General features: G+C 74.1%; 23 protein-coding genes and 1 other RNA gene. 11 read left to right on the forward strand and 13 right to left on the reverse strand.

What is annotated here, in order from left to right:
* The first annotated feature begins 27 nt into the window (after nt 1–27).
* Together sucB and ACLQ14_RS06920 are read left to right on the forward strand one after the other, a co-directional pair.
* Nucleotides 28–1,794, forward strand: coding sequence for a 2-oxoglutarate dehydrogenase, E2 component, dihydrolipoamide succinyltransferase (sucB, locus tag ACLQ14_RS06915; protein WP_425811254.1), 1,767 nt, complete (start codon nt 28–30; stop codon nt 1,792–1,794).
* Between the two features lie 190 nt (nt 1,795–1,984).
* The gene (locus ACLQ14_RS06920; RefSeq protein WP_425811256.1) at nt 1,985–2,947 is read left to right on the forward strand and encodes a TIGR01777 family oxidoreductase; all 963 of its coding nucleotides are present in this window, start codon (nt 1,985–1,987) and stop codon (nt 2,945–2,947) included.
* Here the strand turns inward: ACLQ14_RS06920 and ACLQ14_RS06925 are convergent.
* Complete coding sequence (locus tag ACLQ14_RS06925) at nt 2,944–4,590, reverse strand: hypothetical protein (protein ID WP_425811258.1); 1,647 nt, start codon at nt 4,588–4,590, stop codon at nt 2,944–2,946. The genes ACLQ14_RS06920 and ACLQ14_RS06925 overlap by 4 nt on opposite strands.
* Nucleotides 4,591–4,689: 99 nt before the next feature.
* Between ACLQ14_RS06925 and lipB the strand changes: the two genes are divergently transcribed.
* The 3 genes from lipB (at nt 4,690) to ACLQ14_RS06940 (ending at nt 7,237) form a co-directional block, all read left to right on the forward strand.
* On the forward strand, nt 4,690–5,358 hold the full coding sequence (lipB, locus tag ACLQ14_RS06930) for a lipoyl(octanoyl) transferase LipB (RefSeq protein WP_425811260.1): 669 nt from the start codon (nt 4,690–4,692) through the stop codon (nt 5,356–5,358).
* 60 nt (nt 5,359–5,418) lie between these two features.
* Nucleotides 5,419–6,420: a lipoyl synthase gene (gene lipA / locus ACLQ14_RS06935; RefSeq protein ID WP_425811262.1), complete on the forward strand. Its 1,002-nt coding sequence runs from the start codon at nt 5,419–5,421 to the stop codon at nt 6,418–6,420.
* A 76-nt stretch (nt 6,421–6,496) separates the two neighbouring features.
* Entirely contained in the window at nt 6,497–7,237 is a 741-nt protein-coding gene (locus ACLQ14_RS06940; RefSeq protein WP_425811264.1) for a DUF4191 domain-containing protein, read from the forward strand.
* Nucleotides 7,238–7,323: 86 nt separating this feature from the next.
* On the opposite strand, the gene ACLQ14_RS06945 is transcribed toward ACLQ14_RS06940, so the two are convergent.
* Entirely contained in the window at nt 7,324–7,767 is a 444-nt protein-coding gene (locus tag ACLQ14_RS06945; RefSeq protein ID WP_425811266.1) for an RDD family protein, read from the reverse strand.
* A 195-nt stretch (nt 7,768–7,962) separates the two neighbouring features.
* Between ACLQ14_RS06945 and glnA (ACLQ14_RS06950) the strand changes: the two genes are divergently transcribed.
* Complete coding sequence (glnA, locus tag ACLQ14_RS06950; RefSeq protein ID WP_425811268.1) at nt 7,963–9,387, forward strand: type I glutamate--ammonia ligase; 1,425 nt, start codon at nt 7,963–7,965, stop codon at nt 9,385–9,387.
* Between the two features lie 82 nt (nt 9,388–9,469).
* Here glnA (ACLQ14_RS06950) and ACLQ14_RS06955 read toward each other — a convergent pair whose 3' ends face one another.
* Nucleotides 9,470–12,694, reverse strand: coding sequence for a bifunctional [glutamine synthetase] adenylyltransferase/[glutamine synthetase]-adenylyl-L-tyrosine phosphorylase (locus tag ACLQ14_RS06955; protein ID WP_425811270.1), 3,225 nt, complete (start codon nt 12,692–12,694; stop codon nt 9,470–9,472).
* Nucleotides 12,695–12,702: 8 nt separating this feature from the next.
* Nucleotides 12,703–14,046: a type I glutamate--ammonia ligase gene (glnA, locus tag ACLQ14_RS06960; protein ID WP_425811272.1), complete on the reverse strand. Its 1,344-nt coding sequence runs from the start codon at nt 14,044–14,046 to the stop codon at nt 12,703–12,705.
* A 114-nt stretch (nt 14,047–14,160) separates the two neighbouring features.
* Between glnA (ACLQ14_RS06960) and ACLQ14_RS06965 the strand changes: the two genes are divergently transcribed.
* Complete coding sequence (locus tag ACLQ14_RS06965; protein WP_425811274.1) at nt 14,161–15,876, forward strand: NAD+ synthase; 1,716 nt, start codon at nt 14,161–14,163, stop codon at nt 15,874–15,876.
* Nucleotides 15,873–16,718, forward strand: a complete 846-nt coding sequence (gene panB / locus ACLQ14_RS06970; protein WP_425811276.1) for a 3-methyl-2-oxobutanoate hydroxymethyltransferase — start codon at nt 15,873–15,875, stop codon at nt 16,716–16,718. Before ACLQ14_RS06965 ends, panB begins: the two co-directional genes overlap by 4 nt.
* Nucleotides 16,719–16,737: 19 nt before the next feature.
* Here panB and ACLQ14_RS06975 read toward each other — a convergent pair whose 3' ends face one another.
* Nucleotides 16,738–16,938 (reverse strand): SPOR domain-containing protein, encoded by a 201-nt coding sequence (locus ACLQ14_RS06975; RefSeq protein ID WP_425811278.1) that lies wholly within the window; start codon nt 16,936–16,938, stop codon nt 16,738–16,740.
* A gap of 69 nt (nt 16,939–17,007) precedes the next feature.
* Here ACLQ14_RS06975 and map point away from each other — a divergent pair, with 69 nt between their 5' ends.
* The gene (gene map, locus ACLQ14_RS06980; protein ID WP_425811280.1) at nt 17,008–17,922 is read left to right on the forward strand and encodes a type I methionyl aminopeptidase; all 915 of its coding nucleotides are present in this window, start codon (nt 17,008–17,010) and stop codon (nt 17,920–17,922) included.
* Nucleotides 17,919–18,692, forward strand: coding sequence for a polyphosphate--glucose phosphotransferase (gene ppgK, locus ACLQ14_RS06985; protein ID WP_425811282.1), 774 nt, complete (start codon nt 17,919–17,921; stop codon nt 18,690–18,692). Before map ends, ppgK begins: the two co-directional genes overlap by 4 nt.
* 13 nt (nt 18,693–18,705) lie before the next feature.
* On the opposite strand, the gene ACLQ14_RS06990 is transcribed toward ppgK, so the two are convergent.
* The 5 genes from ACLQ14_RS06990 to ACLQ14_RS07010 all read right to left on the reverse strand — a co-directional run bounded on the left by ACLQ14_RS06990 (nt 18,706) and on the right by ACLQ14_RS07010 (nt 20,825).
* A complete protein-coding gene (locus ACLQ14_RS06990) occupies nt 18,706–19,017 on the reverse strand; it encodes an STAS domain-containing protein (RefSeq protein ID WP_425811284.1) in 312 nt (103 codons plus the stop codon).
* A 257-nt stretch (nt 19,018–19,274) separates the two neighbouring features.
* Nucleotides 19,275–19,649 (reverse strand): DUF86 domain-containing protein, encoded by a 375-nt coding sequence (locus ACLQ14_RS06995; RefSeq protein ID WP_425811286.1) that lies wholly within the window; start codon nt 19,647–19,649, stop codon nt 19,275–19,277.
* Nucleotides 19,639–19,944, reverse strand: coding sequence for a nucleotidyltransferase family protein (locus ACLQ14_RS07000; RefSeq protein ID WP_425811288.1), 306 nt, complete (start codon nt 19,942–19,944; stop codon nt 19,639–19,641). The genes ACLQ14_RS06995 and ACLQ14_RS07000 overlap by 11 nt, the downstream gene beginning before the upstream one ends.
* 65 nt (nt 19,945–20,009) lie before the next feature.
* Nucleotides 20,010–20,408: RNase P RNA component class A (gene rnpB / locus ACLQ14_RS07005), an RNA gene on the reverse strand.
* Between the two features lie 33 nt (nt 20,409–20,441).
* Nucleotides 20,442–20,825 (reverse strand): tautomerase family protein, encoded by a 384-nt coding sequence (locus ACLQ14_RS07010; RefSeq protein ID WP_425811290.1) that lies wholly within the window; start codon nt 20,823–20,825, stop codon nt 20,442–20,444.
* A gap of 268 nt (nt 20,826–21,093) precedes the next feature.
* On the opposite strand from ACLQ14_RS07010, the gene ACLQ14_RS07015 reads away from it, so the two are divergent.
* Entirely contained in the window at nt 21,094–21,900 is an 807-nt protein-coding gene (locus ACLQ14_RS07015) for a YaaA family protein (protein WP_425811292.1), read from the forward strand.
* A gap of 122 nt (nt 21,901–22,022) precedes the next feature.
* On the opposite strand, the gene ACLQ14_RS07020 is transcribed toward ACLQ14_RS07015, so the two are convergent.
* Genes ACLQ14_RS07020 through ACLQ14_RS07030 form a run of 3 tightly spaced genes read right to left on the reverse strand, consistent with a single transcriptional unit; the run spans nt 22,023 to nt 24,435 of the window.
* Nucleotides 22,023–22,742: a histidine phosphatase family protein gene (locus tag ACLQ14_RS07020; RefSeq protein ID WP_425811294.1), complete on the reverse strand. Its 720-nt coding sequence runs from the start codon at nt 22,740–22,742 to the stop codon at nt 22,023–22,025.
* Complete coding sequence (locus ACLQ14_RS07025; RefSeq protein ID WP_425811295.1) at nt 22,739–23,488, reverse strand: zinc ribbon domain-containing protein; 750 nt, start codon at nt 23,486–23,488, stop codon at nt 22,739–22,741. The genes ACLQ14_RS07020 and ACLQ14_RS07025 overlap by 4 nt, the downstream gene beginning before the upstream one ends.
* A 20-nt stretch (nt 23,489–23,508) precedes the next feature.
* Complete coding sequence (locus tag ACLQ14_RS07030) at nt 23,509–24,435, reverse strand: Nif3-like dinuclear metal center hexameric protein (protein WP_425811297.1); 927 nt, start codon at nt 24,433–24,435, stop codon at nt 23,509–23,511.
* Between the last annotated feature and the right edge of the window lie 22 nt (nt 24,436–24,457).

Genomic DNA, 24,457 nt, shown 5'->3' on the forward strand with positions numbered 1-24,457 from the left:
GACACAATCGAAGGAGACCCCCAGGTCATGTCCGAAAACGTGCAGATGCCGGCTCTCGGCGAGTCCGTCACCGAGGGCACCGTCACGCGCTGGCTCAAGCAGGTCGGCGACGACGTCGCCGTCGACGAGCCGCTGCTCGAGGTCTCGACCGACAAGGTCGACACCGAGATCCCGTCGCCGATCGCCGGCAAGCTCGAGCAGATCCTCGTCCAGGAGGACGAGACGGTCGAGGTCGGCACCGACCTCGCCGTGATCGGCGACGGTTCCGGCGCCGGCGCCGAGGCGCCCGCGGCCGAGGCCGCCCCCGCCGCGCAGGCCGCCCCCGAGCCCGAGCCCGCCGCCGAGGCCCCCGCCCCGTCGGAGCCGGAGCCCGCTGCCGCTCCCGCCGAGGCCGCACCGGCCGAGCCCGCACCCGCGCAGGGCGGCGGCGAGGAGATCACGCTGCCCGCGCTCGGCGAGTCCGTCACCGAGGGCACCGTCACGCGCTGGCTCAAGCAGGTCGGCGACACCGTCGAGGTCGACGAGCCGCTGCTCGAGGTCTCGACCGACAAGGTCGACACCGAGATCCCGTCGCCCGTCGCCGGCACGCTGCAGCAGATCCTCGTCCAGGAGGACGAGACCGTCGAGGTCGGCGCCGTGCTCGCCGTCGTCGGCTCCGGCGCGGCCGCCCCCGCTGCCCCGGCCCCCGCCGCTGCCCCGGCCCCGGCCGCCGCCCCGGAGCCCGCACCCGAGCCGACTCCGGCACCGGCACCCGCCGCTCCGGCTCCCGAGCCGACGCCGGCACCCGCTCCTGCCCCCGCCGCGGCCCCGGCGCCCGCCCCGGCTCCGAAGGCGGCGGCACCCGCCGCACCGGCCACCGGCGGCACGTCGTACCTCACCCCGCTCGTGCGCAAGCTCGCGGCGGACAAGGGCGTCGACCTGTCCACCGTGACCGGCTCGGGCGTCGGCGGACGCATCCGCAAGGAAGACGTCCTGGAGGCGGCCCGCAAGGCGGAGGCGGCTGCCGCGACGCCGGCTCCGGCCGCCGCTCCGTCGGCGCCCGCGCCGGCCCCGAAGACGGCGCTCGAGACCTCGCCGCTGCGCGGGACGACCGAGAAGGCCACGCGCCTGCGCAAGATCGTCGCCGAGCGCATGGTCGACGCCCTGCACTCGCAGGCGCAGCTCACCACGGTGGTCGAGGTCGACGTGACGAAGGTCGCGGCGCTCCGCGCCCGGGCCAAGGAGGGCTTCAGGGCGCGCGAGGGTGCGAACCTCACGTTCCTGCCGTTCTTCACGCTCGCGGCGGTCGAGGCCCTCAAGGCCTACCCGAAGGTCAACGCGTCGTTCGACGGGGAGACCATCACGTACCCGGCGCACGAGAACGTGGGCATCGCGGTCGACACCCCGCGCGGCCTCGTGGTCCCCGTCATCAAGGACGCGGGCGACCTCAACATCGGCGGCATCGCGCGGAAGATCGCCGACCTCGCCGGTCGCACGCGTGACAACAAGGTCGGCCCGGACGAGCTCGCCGGCGCGACGTTCACGATCACGAACACCGGCTCGGGCGGCGCGCTCATCGACACGCCGATCGTCCCGGGCGGCACGTCCGCGATCCTGGGCACGGGCACGATCGTCAAGCGCCCCGCCGTGATCAAGGACGCGGACGGGAACGACGTCATCGGCATCCGGTCGCTGTGCTACATCTTCCTGTCGTACGACCACCGGCTCGTCGACGGCGCGGACGCCGCACGCTTCCTCACGGCCATCAAGGCCCGCATCGAGGAGGGCGCGTTCGAGGCCGAGGTCGGCCTCTGACCGTGCTGCCCTGACCGGGACGCCCCCACCGGCGCCCGGCCACGACGCCCCGACGGCGCCCTCGTCCACGGACGGGGGCGCCGTCGTCGTGCGGGGACTCCTGTCCACCGTGCTGTCAGAACCTGGTGAGCCTCGAGGCTCACCAGGTTCTGACAGCCGCGGGCGACGCGATGGGCTAACGTCGGCGGGTATGACGCCTGCCCGTGGAACCGTCGTGGTCGCCGGAGCGGGCGGCCTCATCGGGACGCGCCTCGTGGCCTCCCTCGTCGCCGACGGCGTGCCCGTCCGGCGGCTGGTGCGACCGGGCAGCGACGCCCTCGCCCGGCACGCGGACGGCGTCACGCCGGTCGCCTGGGACCCCGACCGGGGCGTCCTCCCGGAGGACGCGCTCGACGGCGCGGCCGCCGTCGTGAACCTCGGCGGCGTCGGCATCGGCGACCGCCGCTGGACGCAGCGGTCCCGGGCGGTGCTCCGCAGCTCGCGCCTGGCCGGCACCGGCCTGCTCGCCCGGGAGCTCGCGCGGCGCGGACCTGACGCGCCCGCACTCGTCCAGGCGTCAGCGATGGGGTTCTACGGCGACCGGGGCGACGAGCCGCTGCCCGAGACCGCGCGGCGTGGCGACGGCTTCCTCGCGGACCTCGTGGCGGACTGGGAGGCCGCGACCGACCCGGCGCGCGACGCAGGCGTACGGGTCGTCCTCCTGCGCACCTCGCTCGTCCTGGCCCCCGAGGGCGGCGCGCTCGGACGGCTGCTCCCTCTCCTGCGCGCGGGCCTCGGCGGGCCCCTCGGCGACGGGCGCGAGTTCTGGAGCTGGATCACGCTCCCCGACCACGTCAGGGCGATCCGGCACCTGGCGTCGTCGGGCGTCCACGGACCCGTGAACCTCGCGTCCCCCGACCCGGTCCGCAACGCGGAGCTCACCCGCGCGGTCGCGCGCGCCCTGCACCGGCCCGCGGTCCTCCGCGTGCCGGCGCCCGCGCTCCACCTGGCGCTCGGCGGGTTCGCGGGCGACATCCTGGCCTCGGCGCGGCTCGTGCCCCGCGTCCTCGAGGCCGACGACTTCCGGTGGGAGCACCCGCGGCTCGCGGACGCCGTCGCCTGGCTCGTCGCCGACGGCCGCGGGCGGGTCCTGGCGACCCCACCAGCCGGCTAGCTCGCCGCGCCGACGGCGCGCACGCGCCACCCGTGCGCGGTCCACGCGAGCTCCAGCCGGTCGGTGCGCTCGGCGGAGGCGGCCACCGTCGTCGTCGAGCCGTCCTTCGCCCGCAGGGTGTAGGCGCCGATCGTGTAGGTGACGTCGACGCCCGCGCCGCCGTCGCCCGAGCCCACCTCGCGGGCCGACGCCACCTCGACCGCGGGCGCGGTGACGATCTCCCCGCGCTGCGCGACCTCGGCGACGAGCGCGTCGTCGGCGGCGCGGGCGGGCGACCCCGCGACCGTCACGGCGTCGCTCGCGGTCGCTCCAGCGAGCATCGCCCCGCGCCGCTCGGTGAGCTGCCGGGCGGCCAGGTCGGGACGGTCGCGCTCGAGCGTGGCGTCCGTCGGGGCGGGGGACGCGGTCGTGGCGCCCTGCGACGTCGTCGGGTCTCCGGCGGCGCGGGCGTCGTCCGCTGCCCAGGGCCGGAGGGCCGCCAGCGCGCCCACGACGACCACGGCCCCGACCAGCGTCCCAGCGACCGCGAGCGCCCGCGCCCGACGACGCCGGAGGCGCGCCATGGTCCGCTCCCGGCGGCCGGCGGCCGGGTCGGCGAGGTGTCGAGGTCCGCCGTCCGGTGCGGCCAGGGCCCGTGCGCGGACGAGCGTGTCCTCCATGGGATTGGCGGTGCGGGGCGGGACGACGCGGCGGCGCGGGACCTGCGCTACCGGCCGCCGCACCACGCCGGGCACGGGCCGCCCGCCCGGAGCCGCCGTCCCCGCGACCCGCGACAGGTCGGCGCCGGCCTCGGAGGCGGCCCGCGGAGCGTCGGCGGCCGGGCGCTGCGCCACCGGCCGCCCGAACGCCACGGCCGCGAGCGCCGCGAGGTCCGGCACGGCGACGGGCTCGGCGGTCACCGTGCCGGCGGCCAGGCCCGCGAGCCGTGCGGCGTCGTGCGGGGCCTCGGGTGCCGTGCCCGCGGCCGCCGCGTCGAGGAGGGCGGCCAGCGCGAGGAACTGGGTGGTGCTCGTCGCGTCCGGGACGTGGGCCGGGTCGGTGGCGGGACCGTCGACACCGCCCGCGCCGTCCGCGAGGGCGTCCCGGGCGAGCGCGGCGAGCGCCCGGACGTCGCTCGCGGGCGACGTGGGTGCGGGCGGGGCGGCGACCGCGGGCCGGAGGTGGGCGCGCCCGTCGTCGTCGACGACGACGTCGTCGACGCTCACCGCGCCCTGCGTGAGGCCGGCCGCGTGCAGGGCGTCGAGCGCGTGCCCGACGCCTGTGACGATCGTCACGATCTCGCCTGCCCGCAGCGCGCCGCGCCGGGCGAGCACGTCACGGAGCGTCGTTCCGGTCGCGCCGCGCAGCACGACGGCGACCTCGCCGCCGGCCTCGACGACGGTCACGATCCTCGCCAGGTGCGCGTGCTCGACGCTGCGCAGCCGCGCCACCCGATCGTCCGTGCCGGGCGGGACGGCGGCTCGCCGCAGCACGCGCAGCACGCAGGAGGCGCCGTCGGGCCCGCGCACCGTCCATGTCCGGCCTGCGCGGGCCGCCCCGGTATAGCCGGCGGCCTGGAGGGCCTCGCGCACCGGGCCGCCGGGCACGTCGACGACCGCGTCGCCGGCCTCCTCCGGTCCGCCGGTCTCGTTCGGGCCTGTCATGAAGGACATCGAACAGGAAACCGGCGGACGGCATGTCGGTCGTCCACAGGGAGGCGGGCGGCGGCACGGGCACCCGCCGGCAGGGTCTAGCCTGGCGACATGCGCTTCGCTCCCCTCGGGCTCGGCACGGTCCACTCCCCCTACGAACCGACGTGGGAGCTGCAGCGGAGCATCCACGCCGAGGTCGCAGCGGGCGAGCGCCAGGACACGGTGCTCCTGGTCGAGCACGAGCCCGTCTACACCGCGGGCCGGCGCACGCACCGCGACGAGCGTCCCGACGACGGCACGCCCGTGGTGGACGTCGACCGCGGCGGCAAGGTCACCTGGCACGGCCCGGGGCAGCTCGTGGCGTACCCGATCGTGCGGCTGCGCGCCCCGATCGACGTCGTCGCCTACGTGCGCTGCCTCGAGCAGGCCGTCATCGACGTGTGCGCGGAGCTCGGGCTGGAGACCATCCGGGTGGAGGGCCGCTCGGGAGTCTGGTTCGCCGCCGACGACGCGCGGCGCGAGCGCAAGGTCTGCGCGATCGGCGTCCGCGTGGCGAAGGGCGTGACCATGCACGGGCTCGCCCTCAACTGCAACCCGGACCTCGGGGAGTTCGGCCGGATCGTGCCGTGCGGCATCACCGACGCGGACGTCACGTCGCTGTCGGCGGAGCTCGGCCGGCCCGTGACGATCCAGGAGGTCCGTCCCCTGCTCGAGCGCGCCCTCGCGGACGCGCTCGCCGACGTCGTCTCGGACCCCCCGACGACACCCGCGCTGTCGTAGGCTGGACGGCGCCCGCACGCCGCCCCGACCGGGGCCGGCGACCACCACCTGGGAGACAGCGTGACCATCGCACCCGAGGGCCGTCGCATGCTGCGCATCGAGGCCCGCAACGCGGCGACCCCCATCGAGAAGAAGCCGTCCTGGATCAAGACGCGCGCGACGATGGGCCCCGAGTACACCGAGCTCAAGGGCCTGGTGCGCAAGGAGGGGCTGCACACGGTGTGCGAGGAGGCGGGCTGTCCCAACATCTTCGAGTGCTGGGAGGACCGCGAGGCGACGTTCCTCATCGGCGGCGACCAGTGCACGCGGCGCTGCGACTTCTGCCAGATCGACACGGGCAAGCCCGCCGACTTCGACGCGGACGAGCCGCGCCGCGTGGCCGAGTCCGTCCAGGCCATGGGCCTGCGCTACTCGACGATCACGGGCGTGGCGCGCGACGACCTGCCCGACGGCGGCGCCTGGCTGTACGCGGAGACGGTCCGGCAGATCCACGCGACGAACCCCGGCACCGGGGTCGAGCTCCTCATCCCCGACTTCAACGCGATCCCCGAGCTCCTGGCCGAGGTCTTCGGCTCGCGCCCCGAGGTCCTCGCGCACAACGTCGAGACCGTCCCGCGCATCTTCAAGCAGATCCGCCCCGGGTTCCGGTACGACCGCTCGCTGTCGGTCCTCACGCAGGCGCGCGAGGCAGGCCTCGTCACCAAGTCGAACCTCATCCTCGGGATGGGCGAGACGATCGACGAGGCGAAGGAGGCCCTCCAGGACCTCCACGACGCGGGCTGCGACCTCATCACGATCACCCAGTACCTGCGCCCGTCGCTCCGCCACCACCCGATCGACCGGTGGGTCAAGCCCGAGGAGTTCGTCGAGCTGTCGGACGAGGCCGAGCGCATCGGGTTCCTCGGCGTCATGTCGGGCCCGCTGGTGCGGTCGTCGTACCGCGCCGGCCGCCTGTGGGGCCAGGCGATGACGCGGCGCGGCGAGACCATCCCGGCCGCGCTCGCGCACCTCGCGGAGCCGACGACGTCGCGCCAGGAGGCCGCGTCCCTGCTCGCGCGCTGAGGCCCGGCCGGGGCGCCGTCGTCGTTCGCCGACGGCGGCGCCTCGCCCGTCGCGCGCCCCGGTAGACTGCCGGATTATGGCCCGAAGCACGAAGGACGCCTCGAAGGGCGCCGGCGCCGACACGAGCGCACCCAAGCAGAAGAAGCAGCGCTGGTACCACCAGGTGTGGTCCGCGTACACGATGACGCGCCGAAGCGACCCCGCGGTCACGTGGTGGGTCCTCGGCATGTTCGTCGGGATCGCCGGCGTCGCGACCCTCATCGGGTTCCTGCTGGGCGGCCACTGGATCTCGGGCCTGATCGTCGGCGTGCCGTTCGGCCTGCTCGGCGGCATGTTCGTCCTGACGCGCCGCGCCGAGGCGGCCGCCTACCAGCAGATCGAGGGCAAGCCCGGCGCGACCCGCGCCGCGCTCGGCTCGGTGCGCCGCGGCGGCTGGAGCTTCGACGAGGAGCCCGTCGCGTTCGAGGCGCGCACCCAGGACCTCGTGTTCCGCGGCGTCGGGCGGGCGGGTGTCCTCCTGGTCGGCGAGGGCCCGACCGGCCGCGCCACGCGCCTGCTGGAGTCCGAGAAGAAGCGCACCGCGCGCGTCGTCGCCGGCGTGCCGATCACGACGCTCGAGTGCGGCGACGGCGAGGGCCAGGTGCCGCTCCGCAAGCTCGTGAAGACGGTCCAGAAGATGAAGCCGACGCTCACCAAGGCCGAGGTCGCCGAGGTCTCCAAGCGCCTGCGCGCGCTCGGCGGCGCGAAGCTCCCGATCCCCAAGGGCATCGACCCGACGCGCGTGCGCCCGGACCGCAAGAGCCTGCGCGGCCGCTGAACCGGGACCTGAACCGGGACCACCGAAGCCCCGTGCCCGACGTCGGGCACGGGGCTTCGTGCTTCCCGGACGTGGTGCGGCGCAGGTCAGCGGCGCACGATCGCCGTCCCCGCGACCCGGTCGTGGAGCCCCCGCCCGTCGCCGTCCCAGACGACGGCGGGGATCACCAGGCACACCAGCACCGAACGGACGAGGGCGCGCAGCGGGCCGGGCGGGCCGTCGGGGGCGCCGGGCACCAGCCGCCGCACGCGGAGGCCGAGCACGCGGTGCCCGATGGTGAACCCCGCGGTTCCGACGAGCACGACGTTCTCGCCCAGGAACACGAGGAGCGGAGCCCACGCCCCGTCGCCGAAGAATCCGCGTGCGATCGCGAGGCACAGCACCCAGTCGATGATCAGCGCGACGACGCGCCGCCCGAGTCCGGCGAGCGACCCAGGACCAGCTGGGGGGAGGCCGAGGCGTGCGCCCCGGGTGGACGGGCCGCCGGGCGTGCCCTCGAGCCAGGAGCCGATCTCGTCGCGTGACACCACTCGACCAGGGTACGGGGGCCGCCTGGGCGTCCGAGCGCCGTCGGACGCCCAGGCGTCTCGATGGTGAGACGAACTCGTCACATGGTGGGCGTACGCGTAACGTGCCTGAAACACGACCTACACGGCGGCGAAACCGCCTCCCCCTAGGTTCGAGACGCCCCCTGCCGGGGCTCCACCGATCAAGGAGTTCATCGCATGTTCAAGAGCGCGGAAGAGGCGATCGCCTTCACGCGGGAGCAGGACGTCGAGTTCGTCGACGTGCGTTTCTGCGACCTGCCGGGTGTCCAGCAGCACTTCAACATCCCGATCTCGGAGTTCGAGGACGCCGCGTTCACGGACGGCATGATGTTCGACGGCTCGTCGATCCGCGGCTTCCAGGCGATCCACGAGTCCGACATGAAGCTGATCCCGGACGTGGAGACGGCGTTCATCGACCCGTTCCGCAAGCACAAGACCCTGGTCGTGAACTTCTCGATCGTCGACCCGTTCACCGACGAGGCGTACTCGCGCGACCCGCGCAACATCGCGGCCAAGGCCGAGGCGTACCTCCGCTCGACGGGCATCGCGGACACCGCGTTCTTCGCCCCCGAGGCCGAGTTCTACATCTTCGACGACGTGCGGTTCTCCACGAACCAGCACGAGTCCTTCTACTCCCTCGACTCGCAGGAGGCCGCGTGGAACACCGGCCGCGACGAGGAGGGCGGCAACCTCGGCTACAAGACCCGCTACAAGGGCGGCTACTTCCCCGTCTCCCCCAACGACCAGATGGCCGACCTGCGTGACGACATGGTCGCCGTGCTCGGCGAGGTCGGGCTGCAGGTCGAGCGCGCGCACCACGAGGTGGGCACCGCGGGCCAGCAGGAGATCAACTACCGCTTCAACACGCTGCAGCACGCCGCGGACGACCTGATGAAGTTCAAGTACGTCATCAAGAACGTCGGCTGGCAGGCCGGCAAGACCGTGACGTTCATGCCGAAGCCGCTCTTCGGCGACAACGGCTCGGGCATGCACTCGCACCAGTCCCTGTGGAAGGACGGCGAGCCGCTGTTCTTCGACGAGAAGGGCTACGGCGGCCTGTCCGACCTCGCCCGCTGGTACATCGGCGGCCTCCTCAAGCACGCGCCGTCGCTGCTCGCGTTCACCAACCCGTCGGTGAACTCGTACCGCCGGCTCGTTCCGGGCTACGAGGCGCCGGTCAACCTCGTGTACTCGGCCCGCAACCGGTCCGCGTGCATCCGCATCCCCGTCACGGGCTCCTCGCCGAAGGCGAAGCGCGTCGAGTTCCGCGTGCCGGACCCGTCGAGCAACCCGTACCTCGCGTTCGCGGCGATGCTGATGGCGGGCATCGACGGCATCCAGAACCGGATCGAGCCGCCGGAGCCGGTCGACAAGGACCTGTACGAGCTGCCCCCCGAGGAGCACGCACAGATCCAGCAGGTCCCCGGCTCGCTCGACGCCGTGCTGGACCGGCTCGAGGCCGACCACGACTTCCTCACGCAGGGTGACGTCTTCACGCCGGACCTGATCGAGACGTGGATCGCGTACAAGCGCGCCCACGAGATCGACCCGATCCGCCTCCGTCCCACCCCGCACGAGTTCGAGCTGTACTACGACGTCTGATCGGTACGTCGCAGTACGAGTGCCGACGGCGCTCTCCCCTCGGGGAGGGCGCCGTCGGTGCGTCAGGGTGGGCGCGCGGGCGCTACTCCTCGCCGTAGAACACGCGGTCGACGACGGCACGTGCCCGACGCGCCGTGCGCAGGTAGTGGTCCTCCAGGTCGCCACCGGACCCGTCGAAGCGCAGGACGGCGGCGAGGCCGCCGAGATCGTGGCTGACGTGCGGGAGCACGTCGACGGCCTGCCCCGTCGAGCGGCCCGACCACAGCACGTTGGCGGCGCGGAGCCGCGACGCGAGCAGCCACGCCTCGAACAGCGCGTCGGCGTCGTCGGCGGCGAGCAGGTCCGCGGCCGCCGCGGCCCGGAGCGCGACCCCGGTCTCGGTGGTGCGGAGCCCGGGCACGGCGCGCGCGTGCTGCAGCTGGAGCAGCTGCGCCGTCCACTCGACGTCGGAGATGCCGCCGCGTCCGAGCTTGAGGTGCCGCGTGGGCTCGACGCCGCGCGGGAGCCGCTCGGCCTCGACGCGCGCCTTGATCCGGCGGATCTCGCGGACGGTCGCCATGTCGATGCCGCCGTCCGGGTACCGCAGCCCGTCGACGAGCGTGACGAACCGCGCGGCGAGCCCCTCGTCGCCCGCGACCGGCCGGGCCCGCAGGAGCGCCTGCGCCTCCCACGGTGACGACCAGCGTCCGTAGTACTCGGCGTACGAGTCGAGGGTCCGCACGAGCGGGCCGTTGCGGCCCTCGGGGCGCAGGTCGGCGTCGACCGCGAGCGCGGGCTCGGGTCCGAGCCGCGAGCAGACGGCGCGCAGCCGCGTCGCGACGGACAGCGCGAACGTCTGCGCCGCCCGCGCGTCGACCCCTGGCCGGGGGTCGTGGACGAACAGCACGTCGGCGTCGGAGCCGTAGCCCATCTCGCGTCCGCCCAGCCGGCCCATCCCGACGACGAGCAGGTTCGTCGGGGAGTCGTCGGGGCTCGTGCCGTAGCCGAGCTCGGCGCGCGCGTCGTAGGCGGCGATCCGCAGCGCCCCGACCAGCACGACGTCGGCGGCCGCGGAGATGGCCTCCATCGCCCCGACGGTGCTCGTGAGGCAGAGCAGCTCGGCCGCGGCGGTCCGGGCGAGCTCGCGTCGGCGCACGGCACGCAGCGTCGTCGTGGCGGGCTGCGTCTGGTCGGCACGCGTCAGCACGGCGTCGACCTCGACGTCGAGGCGCCCGGCGTCGCGGGGCGTGAGGTCGGCGTCGTCGTCCAGCCAGGCGACCGACTCGGGTGACCGCGCGAGGGCGTCGGCGACGTACTGGGAGTTGGCGAGCAGAGTCGCGAGGCGCCGCGCCGCGAACCCGGAGTCGCGCAGGAGCTTGAGGTACCACGGGGTCGCGCCGAGCTCGTCCGACAGCTTGCGGAAGGCGAGCAGCCCGCGGTCCGGGTCCGCGCCGTCGGCGAACCAGCCGAGCATGACGGGCAGGAGCTGGCGCTGGATCGCGGCCCGCCGGCTGACGCCGTCCGTGAGCGCCTGGATGTGGCGCATCGCGCCCGCCGGGTCCCGGTACCCGATGGCGGCGAGGCGCGCCCGTGCGGCGTCGGGCGCGAGGCTCGCCTCCTCCTCGGAGAGCTGCGCCGTGGCGGGCAGGAGCGGCCGGTAGAAGAGCTCCTCGTGGAGCGACCGGACCTCGCGCCGCGTCGCGCGCCAGCGCTCGACCATCCCGTCGTCGCCGCCCGCGTGCATGCCGAGCGACCGGGCCAGGCGCCGCAGGTCGGCGTCGGCGGTGGGCATCAGGTGGGTGCGGCGCAGCCGGTAGAGCTGGATCCGGTGCTCGAGGGCGCGCAGGAACCGGTAGCAGACCGCGAGGCGCGCGGCGTGCGCGCGGCCGACGTACCCGGCGTCGGACAGGGCAGCGAGCGCGGTCAGCGTGTTGGGGCTGCGGATCGACTCGTCGGCGCGGCCATGCACGAGCTGCAGCAGCTGGACGGTGAACTCGACGTCGCGCAGGCCGCCCTTGCCGAGCTTGATCTGCCGGTCGGCCTCGGCCGCGGGAACGTGGTCCTCCACGCGGCGGCGCATGGCCTGCGAGTCCTCGACGAAGTTGTCACGCTCGACCGCGCGCCAGACGAGCGGGTCCACGGCCTCGCGGTACGCACGCCCGAGCTCGGCGTCGCCGGCGACCGGCCGGGCCTTGAGGAGCGCCTGGAACTCCCACGTCTTGGCCCACCGCTCGTAGTACGCGAGGTGGCTGGCGAGCGTCCGCACCAGGGGACCCTGCTTGCCCTCGGGGCGGAGCGCGGCGTCCACGGCCCACAGCGGCGGCTCCCCCGACGGCGCCGCGCACGCCCGGGTGAGGCCCGTCGCGAGCCGGGTGCCGACGCGCGTCGCGTACTCCTCGTCGTACCCGGGCTCGGCCTCGACCACGTAGACCACGTCGACGTCGGACACGTAGTTGAGCTCGCGGCCACCGGTCTTGCCCATCCCGAGGACGGCGATCCGCACCCCGGCGCCGTGGTCGTCGAGCTCGGCGCGCGCGAGCGCGAGGGCGCCCTCGAGGGCCGCCGACGCGAGGTCGGCGAGCGCCGCCGCGACCCCGGGCAGGCGGGTCAGCGGCTCGCCGCAGCACAGGTCGGCGGCCGCGATCCGCAGCAGCCGCGCCCGGTACGCATGGCGCAGCGCGTCCACGCCCACGTCCCCCGCCGCGCGCGCCACGGGGACGCGCGTGCCCGGATCGGCGCCGACGGCCTCGAGCAGCTCCGCCCGGACGGCGCCCGCGGCACGCCCGAGCGCGGGCTCCGGATCGGCCAGCACGGCGAGGAGCTCGGGGTGCCGGACCAGCTCGTCCCCCAGCGCGGCCGACGCCCCGAGCACGGACAGGAGCCGCTGGCGGACGACGCCGGTCGCGACCGCGGGCGGCTCCGCGGAACCCTCGGGCTCAGGTCGAGGGTCAGTGCCGCTCGCCCCGTGCCCGACGGCGGAGCCCTGACCCTCAGGTGCAGGTCGAGCCCCGGGGCGCCCCGCCGCGAGCGCCGGGACGGCGCCGTCGTCGGGGCCGACGGTGAGCACGCGCCGCAGCAGCGCGAGCGCAGCGCCGTCCGGGGCCGTGCCCTCCGACCGCCGCTGCGCCGCCTCCGCGAGCCGGACGAGCGCGAGCAGGGCGAGGTCCGGGTCGGCGACGGCGCCGAGCGCGTCGAGCAGCGGCGAGGCCGCGTCGACGGGCCCCACGACCGACGCGAGCGCGGGATCCGCGACGAACGACTCCGCCCGCGCGACGTCGGTGAAGCCGAGGCGGGTCAGCCGCCCGGTGAGCGACTGGGGACGGGTCACGGGCGGCGTCACAGGATCGACAGGAAGCGCTCCAGCTCGAACGGCGTGACCTGCGTGCGGTACGCCGTCCACTCCTCGCGCTTGTTGCGGAGCACGTAGTCGAAGACGTGCTCGCCCAGGGTCTCGGCGACGAGCTCCGAGCGCTCCATGATCCCGATGGCCTCGTCGAGGTCCTGCGGCAGCGGCCGGATGTCGAGCGCGCGGCGCTCGGTCGGAGTGAGCTCCCAGACGTCGTCGGACGTCTCCTCGGGCAGCTCGTAGCCCTCCTCGATCCCCTTGAGCCCTGCGGCCAGGAGGAGCGCGAACGACAGGTACGGGTTGGCGGCCGAGTCGAGGGCGCGGTACTCGATGCGGCTCGAGTTGCCCTTGCCCGGCTTGTACATGGGCACGCGGACGAGCGCGGACCGGTTGTTGTGGCCCCAGCTGACGAAGCTCGGCGCCTCGGAGCCGCCCCACAGACGCTTGTACGAGTTGACGTACTGGTTGGTGACGGCCGTGATCTCGGCGGCGTGGTGGAGCAGCCCCGCGATGAACTGCCGCGCGACCTTGCTCAGCTCGTACTGCGAGCCGGGCTCGTGGAACGCGTTGCGGTCGCCCTCGAACAGGGACATGTGCGTGTGCATGCCCGAGCCGGGGTGGTCCGCGAGCGGCTTCGGCATGAAGGAGGCGTACACGCCCTGCTCGAGCGCGACCTCCTTGACGACGGTCCGGAACGTCATGAGGTTGTCGGCGGTCGTCAGGGCGTCCGCGTAGCGCAGGTCGATCTCGTTCTGCCCGGGGCCGGCCTCGTGGTGGGAGAACTCGACCGAGATGCCCATCGACTCGAGCATCGTGATCGCCGCGCGACGGAAGTCGTGCGCCGAGCCGCGCGGCACGTGGTCAAAGTAGCCGCCCCGGTCGACGGGCACGAGCCGGGGCGAGGGCGCGTCGATGTCGAGCGCCTGGAACAGGTAGAACTCGACCTCGGGGTGCGTGTAGAACGTGAACCCCTTGTCGCTGGCCCTCTCGAGCGCCCGCTTGAGCACGTAGCGCGAGTCCGCGAGCGAGGGCTCGCCGTCGGGCGTGAGAATGTCGCAGAACATGCGTGCCGTGCCCTGCTGCTCGCCCCGCCAGGGCAGCACCTGGAAGGTCGTCGGGTCCGGCTTCGCGATCATGTCGGCCTCGTACACGCGCGTGAAGCCCTCGATCGAGCTCCCGTCGAAGCCGATGCCCTCGGAGAACGCCGACTCGAGCTCGGCGGGGGCGACCGCGACCGACTTGAGCATCCCGAGCACGTCCGTGAACCAGAGCCGGATGAACCGGATGTCGCGCTCCTCGACGGTGCGCAGCACGAACTCCTGTTGCCTGTCCATGCCCCCATCCTGCCCGACGCGCGGGCCCGTCGTGCACACCTGGGCCCGCCCGTTCGACAGGTGGTCGCAGGAGCGATTCGCGGACCGCCCGGTCGGACCTCCTACGCTGGGCCCATGGAGCCCACGACCCCGCCGCTGCGGATCGCGCTCGCCCAGGTGGACACGTGCGTCGGCGACGTCGCGGGGAACGCCGCGACCGTCCTCGCACGCACCCGCGAGGCAGCCGCCCGGGGAGCCCGCCTCGTCGCCTTCCCGGAGATGACCCTCACCGGCTACCCGATCGAGGACCTCGCGCTGCGGGCCTCGTTCCGGCGCGCCGCCTACCGGGCCGGCGACGACCTCGCCCGCACGCTCGCCGACGAGGGCCTCGGGGACGTGACCGTCGTCGTCGGGACCGTCGGGGCCCGGCCCGTCAAGGAGCGCCCGATGGCCGCGCTCGGGTCGCCGGCGCGCCCCACGAACCGCGCGATCGCGCTGCGCGACGGCCGCGTCGTCGCCTCCTACGACAAGCACCACCTGCCGAACTACGGCGTCTTCGACGAGTTCCGCGTCTTCACGCCCGGCGACACGACGTGCGTCCTCGACGTCGACGGGCGCAGGGTCGGGCTGGTGGTCTGCGAGGACGTCTGGCAGGACGGCGGACCCGTCGCCGCGCTCGCCGGCGAGGGGCTCGACGCGCTGCTCGTCGTCAACGCGTCCCCGTTCGAGGAGGGCAAGGGCCACCAGCGCGCCGAGCTGGCTGCGCGCCGGGCGGCCGAGGTCGGCGCCCCCCTCCTCTACGTCAACCAGGTCGGCGGCCAGGACGACCTCGTGTTCGACGGCGGGTCGTTCGTCGTCGCACCCGGCACCGTCGGCGTCGCCGCGCCGCTCGCCCGAGCCCCCCAATTTGTGGAGCACCTGCTGCTGTGGGACCTGCCCGTCCGCGGCGAGGCGCCCGGGCGCGGCGAGGTCGCTCCCCCGCTCGACCCCGACGAGGAGGTCTACCGGGCCTGCGTCGCCGGGCTCGCCGGGTACGTGCGCAAGAACGGGTTCCGGTCCGTCGTCCTCGGCATGTCCGGCGGTATCGACTCGGCGCTCACGGCGGCGATCGCGGCCGACGCGATCGGCGGGGAGAACGTCGTCGGGGTGTCCATGCCCTCGGCCTACTCCTCGGAGCACAGCAAGGACGACGCCGCCGACCTCGCGGCCCGCCTCGGCGCGGACTACCGCGTCCAGCCCATCGCCCCGATGGTCGAGGCGTTCCAGGGCCAGCTGCACCTCGACGGCGTCGCGGAGGAGAACCTGCAGGCGCGCGTGCGCGGCGTGCTGCTCATGGCGATCTCCAACAGCGAGGGCCACCTGGTGATCGCGCCCGGCAACAAGTCCGAGCTCGCGACGGGCTACGCCACCATCTACGACGCCGGCTCGATCGGCGGTTACGCGCCCATCAAGGACGTCGACAAGTCGCAGGTCTGGCGGCTCGCCCGGTGGCGCAACAACCACGCGCTCGACGCCGGCGAGATCCCGCCCATCCCCGAGTCGTCCATCACCAAGCCGCCGTCGGCCGAGCTGCGGCCCGGCCAGCTCGACCAGGACTCGCTCCCGCCCTACGACGTCCTCGACGAGGTCCTCGACGCGTACATCGAGCACGCCGAGGGTCGCGCCGAGCTGCTGGCCCGCGGCTTCCACCCCGAGGTCGTCGACAAGGTGGTCACGCTCGTCGACCGCGCGGAGTGGAAGCGACGCCAGTACCCGCTCGGCACCAAGGTCACCGCTCTCGCGTTCGGCCGCGACCGGCGTCTGCCGATCACGTCCCGCTGGCGCGAGCCCCAGGAAGGGAACCCGTCATGACCCAGCCCGCACCGTCCAGCCCGCAGGCGGCCGCCGCGCCCCGCAGGCGCGTGCGCGTCCAGCACCTCGCCGAGGCCAAGGCGCAGGGCCGCCGGCTCACGATGCTCACCGCGTACGACGCCGTGACCGCCCGGATCTTCGACGCCGCGGGCGTGGACATGCTGCTCGTCGGGGACTCGATCGGCGACAACGTGCTGGCCCACGAGAACACGATCCCGGTCACGGTCGACGAGATGATCCCGCCGGCCCGCGCCGTCGCCCGGACCGCGAAGCACGCGATGGTCGTCGTCGACCTCCCGTTCGGCTCGTACGAGGACTCGCCGCAGCACGCGTTCGCGACGGCCGTGCGGATGCTCAAGGAGACCGGTGCTCAGGCCGTCAAGCTCGAGGGCGGGCGACGCGTCGCAGCCCACGTGAAGCTGCTCACCGACTCAGGCATCCCCGTGATCGGGCACCTGGGCTTCACGCCGCAGTCGGAGAACATCCTGGGCGGCCACCGCGTCCAGGGCCGGGGCGACGAGGCGGCCGACGTGCTCTGCGACGACGCGCTCGCGCTCGCCGAGGCCGGCGCCAGCGCCGTCGTGCTCGAGATGGTGCCGGCGCCCGTCGCCGCCCGCGTCACCGAGATCCTCGCGATCCCGACGATCGGCATCGGCGCGGGACCGCACGTCGACGGCCAGGTGCTCGTGTGGACCGACATGGCCGGCATGGGCGACTGGTCGCCACGCTTCGCCAAGCGGTTCGGGCAGGTGGGCGCCGCGCTCGCGGCCGCGGCGTCGTCGTACGTGGACGAGGTCACCTCCGGTGCGTTCCCGCAGGCGGAGCACTCGTTCGAGAGCTGACGGAACTCAGTCGTCCTCGTCAGTCGTCGTCATCGAGGGCCCCGGCGGTCGACCCTTCCTGGCCGTCCCACGTCTCGTTGCGCTGCTGCGCGCGCTCGAGCGCGTGGGCGGCCTCCTCCCGCGTGCGGTACGGGCCCATGCGGTGCGTCCAGGACGACGGCTTGCCCTCCTCCACCTCGCCTGTCTGGGTGTTGAAGTAGTACTCCACGTCCGTGCTCATGGGGGGATTCTCCCCCGCCGCGGAGCCGTCGGCACGCGAGCGCGGCGCCGGGCTCCGTAGACTCGGGCCATGCCCGTCCCGCCCGCCGCGACGTCCCGCGGACCACGCCCCGCGACGTCGCGGGCCACGACCACCGATCCGCTGGTCCCCGGGACCGTCTCGCCGCCCCGCAGCGTGCCCGCCTCGATCGCCCGGCCCGAGTACGTCGGCCGGTCCGGCCCGGCGCCGTTCACCGGCAGCGAGACCAAGACGGCGGAGACCGTCGAGCGGATCCGCACCGCGAGCCGCATCGCCGCGCAAGCCCTCGAGGAGGTCGGGCGGCACGTCTCTCCCGGCGTGACGACCGACGAGCTCGACCGCGTCGGCCACGAGTTCCTGCTCGACCACGGCGCGTACCCGTCGACCCTCGGCTACCGCGGCTACCCCAAGTCCGTGTGCACCTCGGTCAACGAGGTGATCTGCCACGGCATCCCCGACTCGACCGAGCTCCTCGACGGCGACATCGTCAACGTCGACATCACGGCGTTCGTCGGCCGGGTCCACGGGGACACGAACGCGACGTTCCTCGTGGGCGACGTCGACGACGACTCGCGGCTGCTCGTGGAGCGGACGCGCGAGGCTCTCGCGCGAGGCATCAAGGCCGTCGCTCCCGGCCGGGAGGTCAACGTCATCGGACGCGTGATCGAGAAGTACGCGGCGCGCTTCGGCTACGGCGTCGTCCGCGACTACACGGGCCACGGGGTCGGCGAGTCCTTCCACTCCGGCCTCGTGATCCCTCACTACGACGCCGCCCCCGACCACGCGACGCTGATCGAGCCCGGCATGGTCTTCACCATCGAGCCGATGCTGACCCTCGGCACCTACGCCTGGGAGGCCTGGGACGACGGTTGGACCGTCGTCACGGCCGACCGGTCGCGCACCGCGCAGTTCGAGCACACCCTCGTCGTCACCGACACCGGAGCGGAGATCCTGACCCTGCCATGACCCACACCACGAAGACCCCCGAGATCGCCATCGGCATCGACGTCGGCGGCACCGGCATCAAGGGCGCGCCGGTCGACCTCAAGACCGGCGAGTTCGCCGCCGACCGCCTGCGCATCCCCACGCCCGAGAACTCGACCCCGGACGCCGTCGCCGAGATCGTCGCGAAGATCGTCGACTCGTTCGACCTGCCCGACGCGCCCGTGGGTGTCGCCTTCCCCGGCCCGATCAAGCACGGCGTGGTGACGTTCATCGCGAACCTCGACGAGTCGTGGACCGGCACCAACCTCGTCAGCGTCATGCACGAGGCGACCGGCCGCACCGTGGCCGCCGTCAACGACGCCGACGCCGCCGGGTACGGCGAGCTCCACTACGGCGCCGCCCGCAGCACCGAGGGCGTCGTGCTGGTCGCGCCGCTCGGCACGGGGATCGGCTCCGCGCTCTTCGTCGACGGCATCCTGCTGCCCAACACCGAGCTCGGCCACCTCGAGATCGACGGGCACGACGCCGAGTCGCGCGCCTCCACCCTCGCCCGCGAGCGGGAGGGCCTGAGCTACGACGAGTGGGCCGTCCGGCTGCAGCGGTACTTCTCCGTGGTGGAGAACCTGCTGTCGCCCGACCTGATCGTCGTCGGCGGCGGCGTCTCGAAGAGCTGGGAGAAGTTCCTGCCCCAGCTCCACCTGCGGGCACCGATCGTGCCCGCGGCCCTGCGCAACCGGGCCGGGATCGTCGGCGCCGCGTGGCTCGCCTCCCAGGAGGAGCCGCAGGACTAGGGCCGCCGGCGGCTCAGGCGGCGCGGACGAACAGGTCCCGCACACCCAGCATGTCGAGGACCTCGACGATCACCGGGGGCGGGTTGCGCAGCGTCACGTCGAGCCCCTCGTCGTGGCCGATCGTCACGAACTGCACGAGGAACGCGATCCCTGTCGAGTCCGCGAACGTGACCTCCGACGCGTCGATCACGACGGGCAGGTCGCGCTCGAGGGTGTTGGCGAGCGCGGCGCTCGCCTCCGCACGCAGGGCGACGTCGATCTCGCCCTTCAGGACGACGATCGTTCGTCCCGGCTCCTCGGCCAGGGCGATCGTCCCCGTCGCCACCACACCGCTCGTTCCGACCACGCAGACCCGACCTCACTCCCTGTGCACGACGCCTCGTTGCGTCCACCGGCGGCAGGTCCCCTGATCCCACGCGCTGACCGGTGCGTGCGACGAGGCTAACCCAGACGCGCCCCGATGTGTAATCCCCGTGGCGGAGTCTTTACCGTCCCGACACGAAGAGCGTCGTCCCGACACATGGGAGCAACCTGGCGCGAGTCTGGGAACGCCCTGGCAACATGGCAGCGCCGACGTCGAGGTCAGACTCCCGTCACCTCGGGCGGCGTGCCTCCGGGCTGCGAGGAGAGGAGTCCGTCCAGGTCGCCCACGAGAGCCGCGAGGCGGCGTGCAGCGGCATCGTAGGTCACCGAGTCGTCGACGACGGCATACCCGTGGGCGAGGACGTTCCGCATACCGATGATCCGGTTGACGTCGGTGACGCGAGCCGCCGTCGCCGGGTCCGCCTTGCGAAGGTTGTTGAGCGCCTCGCCGAGGATCTCGAGCTGGCGCTCGACTGCCGACCGGCGCAGGTCGTCCGCGACGTACTCCGCCTCCCCCACTCCGTCGACGAAGGCCATCGCTAGCTCAGCGGCGCGGCGGGCATCCCAGACGAACGCCGCCGACTCAGGCTGCATACAGAAGCTCCGCCCGAGCGCCGGCAGAGGCTGCAAAGTAGGGATTGCGGACCGCGTCGCTCATCACGAGATCCACCTCGCGTCCGACGAGCGCCTCCAGGTCCTCCTTGAGATCGAAGTACCTGTCGAAGGGATGGTCGGCGCCGGGCTCGAACTCCACGAGAAAGTCGTAGTCGCTGCACAGGGGGTTGAAGCCACCGGAGACTGCCGATCCGAAGAGCCGGAGACGGCGAACGCCGTGCGCGGCGCAGATGCGTGCCAACCGGTCGCGATCAAGTGACAGCGTCGCCTCCATGGGCCTGATCCTATCGACGCCCCGCCAGGAAGGGCACGGTCGCGGCGATCCGGACGCCGAGAGTGCGGACGAGTCGGTCTGTACGCCGGGTTCTGTCCCCGCGCGCGGTTGCCCCCGCGCGGGTGACGGCCATCCATCTAGGACGCACGTTGCCGTGCGTCTCGAGCGGTCTACCCGGGAGCTCGGGCGGGCCGCCCTCGAACGCTCCCTGTCTGACCTTGCTCCAGGTGGGGTTTACCGAGCCGCACCGGTCACCCGGCACGCTGGTGGTCTCTTACACCACCGTTTCACCCTTACCGCGTGTCGGGGTCGAAACCCCAGCCCGTGGCGGTCTGATTTCTGTGGCACTGTCCCGCGGGTCACCCCGGGTGGGCGTTACCCATCACCTTGCCCTTCGGAGCCCGGACGTTCCTCGGCACTACCAGGCATGAGCCCAGCGGTGACGCGGCCGCCCGACCGACTCGTCCGCGCGCTCAGCCTACCGGGTGCCTCGCGCGTCAGACGTCGACGCGGTAGTTCAGCGCGAGCTCGTCGCCGGCCCGGCCGCGGATCCCCCAGTTCCCCTGGGGCGACTCGAGGATGACGACCTCGAGGTCGTCCGCCGGCAGGTCGAACCGGGGGGCGACGTCGTCGAACAGCGCACGGACGAGCGCGCGCTTGGCCTCGTCGCTGCGGCCGGTGAAGCACACGACCTCGACCACGAGGTACGCGTCGCCGCGCGGGGCGACGAGGTCGTCGTCGTCGAGCCACAGGAAGCGCTGGAACCGCTTCTCCGCCGGCAGCTGCCACGTGCGGACGAGAGCGTCGTGCAGCGCGTCCGACAGGTCGTCGCGGCGGTGCGCCCATGCCGAGCGCCGTCCGTACACCTTCACCTGGGCCATCGCCCGACCCTAGCGGCACCGGCCGTCAGGAACCACGACGTCGCCGACGGAGCAGTCGAACCAGCTCGCGCCAGGGTTCGACGGTCTCCCTGCGCAGGACCATCCGGAACGAGCGGACAGGCGTCCGCGGCTCACCCGGACGACGGCGGTGCCGCCCAACAGGCTCGGATCCGGGCTCGGTCGACGTCACCCCGCGCATGCTAGTAGCCGGCGTCGAGGGCGCCGGCATCGATTCCGGCCGGGCTCCACCACCGCCTAGGCTGACCGGGTGCTCGTCCTGCTCCCGCCGTCCGAGGGGAAGACCGCGCCCGCGACGGGCGACGCCGTCGACCTCAGCCTGCTGACCTCGCCCGAGCTGACGGAGCACCGCGAGCGGGTGCTCGACGCACTGGCGCGGGTCAGCGCCCAGCCGGACGCGCTCGACGTGCTGCACGTCGGGGCCTCGCTGGCGGAAGAGGTGCGGCGCGGCGCCACGATCCGCGAGCAGCCGGCCTCGCCGGCGGCCCACGTGTACACCGGCGTCCTCTACGCGGCGGCGGGGCTGGCCTCCGCCCACGACGACGCAGCGTCGGACCGCGCACGGCTGGACGACGTCCGGGTCGTGAGCGCGCTCTGGGGCGTCGTCGCACCGTCGGACCTCATCCCGGCCTACCGACTGTCGATGGGGGTCGACCTGCCCGGCGTCGGGCCGCTCGCCCGGTCCTGGCGCGAGCCGCTCGCGAAGGCGCTCGACGCGCGGGCGGAGGGCGACGTCGTCGTCGACTGCCGATCAGCGACCTACGCCGCGGCGTGGAGGCCGCCGACGTCGGCGGTGCATGTGCCCGTCACCGTGCTGCGCGAGCACGCCGGGAGGCGCGCCGTCGTGTCGCACCACGCGAAGCACACGCGCGGCGTCCTGGTCGGGCACCTGCTGCGGCGCGAGGGGGCGCCCCCGACGACGGCCGAGGGCCTCCTCGACGCCGCGCGCGAGCTCGTGGGCACCACGGTCGACCGGCGGCGGGTCGTCGCGGCCGAGCTCGTCCCCGGGGCGCGCGGATCGCTCCGGCTCGAGCTCGTGGTCGTCGACGCCCCCTGACCGGACTTGTCAGAAGCTGGTGAGGCCCGAGTCTCATCAGGTTCTGACACAGACCCGTGCAGCCCGTGCTGTCAGAACCCGATGAGGGTCGAGGCTCCCGAGGTTCTGACAGGTCGCGGACGTCAGAGGTCCGGCGGACAGCCGACGACCGTCGCCTCGGTCTCGTCGTCGGGCCACAGCCGCAGGATCGTCACGGACGCGGGCGTGATGCGCGTCTTGGTCCACTGGGACGACGGCGAGCCGAACGCGCGGCCGACCGCCGCCCGGACTGCCATCGCGTGCGTGACGACGACGACGGTGCGCCCGGTGCCCTCGTCGCGCAGCGCCCGCAGCCCGTCCCAGACCCGCTCGCCGACGTCGACGAGCGACTCCCCGCCGGGCGCCGCGACGTCGCCACCCTGGTAGAAGCGCTGCAGCCACCCGGGGTCGCGCTCCTCGACGTCGGGGAAGCGCAGGCCCTCGTACGCGCCGAAGTGGATCTCCGCGAAGCGCGCGTCGGTCCGCACGGGAACCCCGAGCCGGCGCCCGACGGCGGCTGCGGTCTCCTGCGTCCGCACGATCGGGGACGCCACCACCGCGGACGCGCGGGGCAGGTCCGTCCACGCGGTGCGCCCGATCCGGTGCACGAGGTCCGCGGCCTGGGCGGCCTGCACGCGCCCGGCGGCGGTGAGCGACGGGCCGGGCTCGCCGGAGCCCGAGAACGCGCCCGCCACGGTCATCTCCGTCACGCCGTGGCGCACGAGAGCCACGGTGAGCGGCTCGGCGTCGTCGAAGCGGACGGTCACGCCGGACGGCCGCCGGGGCGCGGCGTCACCGGCAGCGGCCTCGGACGCGCTGCTCACGCGGGCTGCCCGGCGGGCTCGACGCGGACCAGGATCCGGCCGCACTCCTCGCAGCGCACGATCTCGTCGGGCCCCTTGCCGGCGATCGCCCGCAGGTCCCCGGGGTTGAGCTCGAGGCGGCAGCCCTCGCAGCGGCGACCGCGCAGCGCGGCAGCGCCGAGGCCCCCGCTCTGCGCGCGCACCCGGTCGTAGAGCGCGAGCAGGCCGGCGTCGAGGCCGTCGACCGTCTTCTCGCGGTCCGTGCGCACCTGCACGACCGTCTCGTCGATGTCCCCGACCTCTGCCGCGCGCTCCGCCTCGGCCGACTCCTTCTCGGCTACCAGCTGGGCGTGGGCCGACTCGAGCTCCGCGAGCGCCGACTCGTGCGCCTCGAGGCGCTCCATGACGTCGAGCTCGACCTCCTCGAGCGTCCCCTGGCGCCGGGCGAGGCTCGCGAGCTCGGCGACGAGCGCCTGCGCGTCCTTCGCCCCCACGGCGCCCGAGTCGAGGCGCTGCTGGTCGCGGGCCGCGCGCGTCCGGACCTGCTCGACGTCCTGCTCGGCCTTCGCGACCTCGCGCCGCAGGTCCTCGGCGGCCGTCCGCGACTGGACGAGCGACGTGTGGACATCGGCGAGCCGGCTCTCCACCTCGGCGACCTTCGCGATCGCGGGGGACGCCGCACGACGGTGCGCGAGCTGCTGAAGCCGCGTGTCGAGGGCCTGGACGTCGAGGAGGCGGAGCTGGTCGGACGCAGGAGCAGTGGCCACAACGGTCCTTTCGGGACGGATCAGGGCGACGGGAACCGGGCGGTCCAGGGGTCCGTCGGGCGCGTGCTGACGCGCACGTCCAACTTACCCGCGCCGGAGGCGCCGCCGGTCTCCCCCAGCAGGCGCACGAGGTCCCGGGCCGCGTGCGCGAGCCACGGCCACTCGGACGCGAAGTGCGCGACGTCGACCAGGAACGGCCGCGCGTCGCCGGGGTCGCGACCGGCCGCGCGGGCCTCGTGCTCCGCCCGCTCGCGGAGCTCCGACGCGGGATGGTGCCGGAGGTCCGCCGTCAGGTACACGTCGGCGCCGGACGAGCGGACGGCGTCGAACAGCGAGTCCCCCGCTCCCCCGACGACGGCGACGCGCTCGACGACGGCGTCCAGGTCGCCCGCGACGCGGACCCCCTGCGCGGTGGCGGGCAGCACGGCGGCGACCCGCTCGGCGAACGCGCGCAGCGGGACCGGCGCCTCGAGCCGCCCGACCCGCCCGATCCCGATCGCGGGCAGCGTGTGGTCGCGCGCGTCCGCGGGCACGAGGGGTTCGCCGCCGACGACCCCGACCAGCTCGGCCAAGGCCTCGGCCACCCCGCCCCGCGCCGCGTCGGCGTTGGTGTGCGCCGTGTACACGGCGACGCCCCGCCGGATCGCGCGGTGCAGGAACGCGCCCTTGAACGTCGTCGCCGCGACCGAGTGGACGCCGCGCAGCAGCAGCGGGTGGTGCGTGACGAGCAGGTCCGCGGCCCACTCGACCGCCTCGTCGAGGACCGCCTCCACCGGGTCGACGGCGAACAGCACCCGGCTCACGGGCTGCTCGGGGTCGCCCGCGACCAGCCCGACGGCGTCCCACGACTCCGCCGTGTGCGGCGGGTAGAGCGCGTCGAGGACGCGCACGACGTCGGCGAGCCTCACACGGTCGGGCGCGGCGGACGTGGCCTGAGGTGCGGTCATGGCCGCAGGCTACCGGCGCCGG

It is taken from the genome of Luteimicrobium sp. DT211, assembly GCF_049844995.1.
Classification (GTDB): Bacteria; Actinomycetota; Actinomycetes; order Actinomycetales; family Cellulomonadaceae; genus Luteimicrobium.

Excerpts from the sequence above, each read along its gene's own strand:
- sucB (WP_425811254.1), top strand. The coding sequence starts at position 28 with ATGTCCGAAAACGTGCAGATGCCGGCTCTCGGCGAGTCCGTCACCGAG.
- ACLQ14_RS06995 (WP_425811286.1), bottom strand. The coding sequence starts at position 19,649 with ATGCAGCCTGAGTCGGCGGCGTTCGTCTGGGATGCCCGCCGCGCCGCT.
- ACLQ14_RS07000 (WP_425811288.1), bottom strand. The coding sequence starts at position 19,944 with ATGGAGGCGACGCTGTCACTTGATCGCGACCGGTTGGCACGCATCTGC.
- glnA (WP_425811268.1), top strand. The coding sequence starts at position 7,963 with ATGTTCAAGAGCGCGGAAGAGGCGATCGCCTTCACGCGGGAGCAGGAC.
- ACLQ14_RS06965 (WP_425811274.1), top strand. The coding sequence starts at position 14,161 with ATGGAGCCCACGACCCCGCCGCTGCGGATCGCGCTCGCCCAGGTGGAC.
- ACLQ14_RS06940 (WP_425811264.1), top strand. The coding sequence starts at position 6,497 with ATGGCCCGAAGCACGAAGGACGCCTCGAAGGGCGCCGGCGCCGACACG.
- map (WP_425811280.1), top strand. The coding sequence starts at position 17,008 with ATGCCCGTCCCGCCCGCCGCGACGTCCCGCGGACCACGCCCCGCGACG.
- ACLQ14_RS06925 (WP_425811258.1), bottom strand. The coding sequence starts at position 4,590 with ATGACAGGCCCGAACGAGACCGGCGGACCGGAGGAGGCCGGCGACGCG.
- lipB (WP_425811260.1), top strand. The coding sequence starts at position 4,690 with ATGCGCTTCGCTCCCCTCGGGCTCGGCACGGTCCACTCCCCCTACGAA.
- glnA (WP_425811272.1), bottom strand. The coding sequence starts at position 14,046 with ATGGACAGGCAACAGGAGTTCGTGCTGCGCACCGTCGAGGAGCGCGAC.
- ACLQ14_RS06920 (WP_425811256.1), top strand. The coding sequence starts at position 1,985 with ATGACGCCTGCCCGTGGAACCGTCGTGGTCGCCGGAGCGGGCGGCCTC.
- ppgK (WP_425811282.1), top strand. The coding sequence starts at position 17,919 with ATGACCCACACCACGAAGACCCCCGAGATCGCCATCGGCATCGACGTC.
- ACLQ14_RS06975 (WP_425811278.1), bottom strand. The coding sequence starts at position 16,938 with ATGAGCACGGACGTGGAGTACTACTTCAACACCCAGACAGGCGAGGTG.
- ACLQ14_RS07010 (WP_425811290.1), bottom strand. The coding sequence starts at position 20,825 with ATGGCCCAGGTGAAGGTGTACGGACGGCGCTCGGCATGGGCGCACCGC.
- panB (WP_425811276.1), top strand. The coding sequence starts at position 15,873 with ATGACCCAGCCCGCACCGTCCAGCCCGCAGGCGGCCGCCGCGCCCCGC.
- ACLQ14_RS07030 (WP_425811297.1), bottom strand. The coding sequence starts at position 24,435 with ATGACCGCACCTCAGGCCACGTCCGCCGCGCCCGACCGTGTGAGGCTC.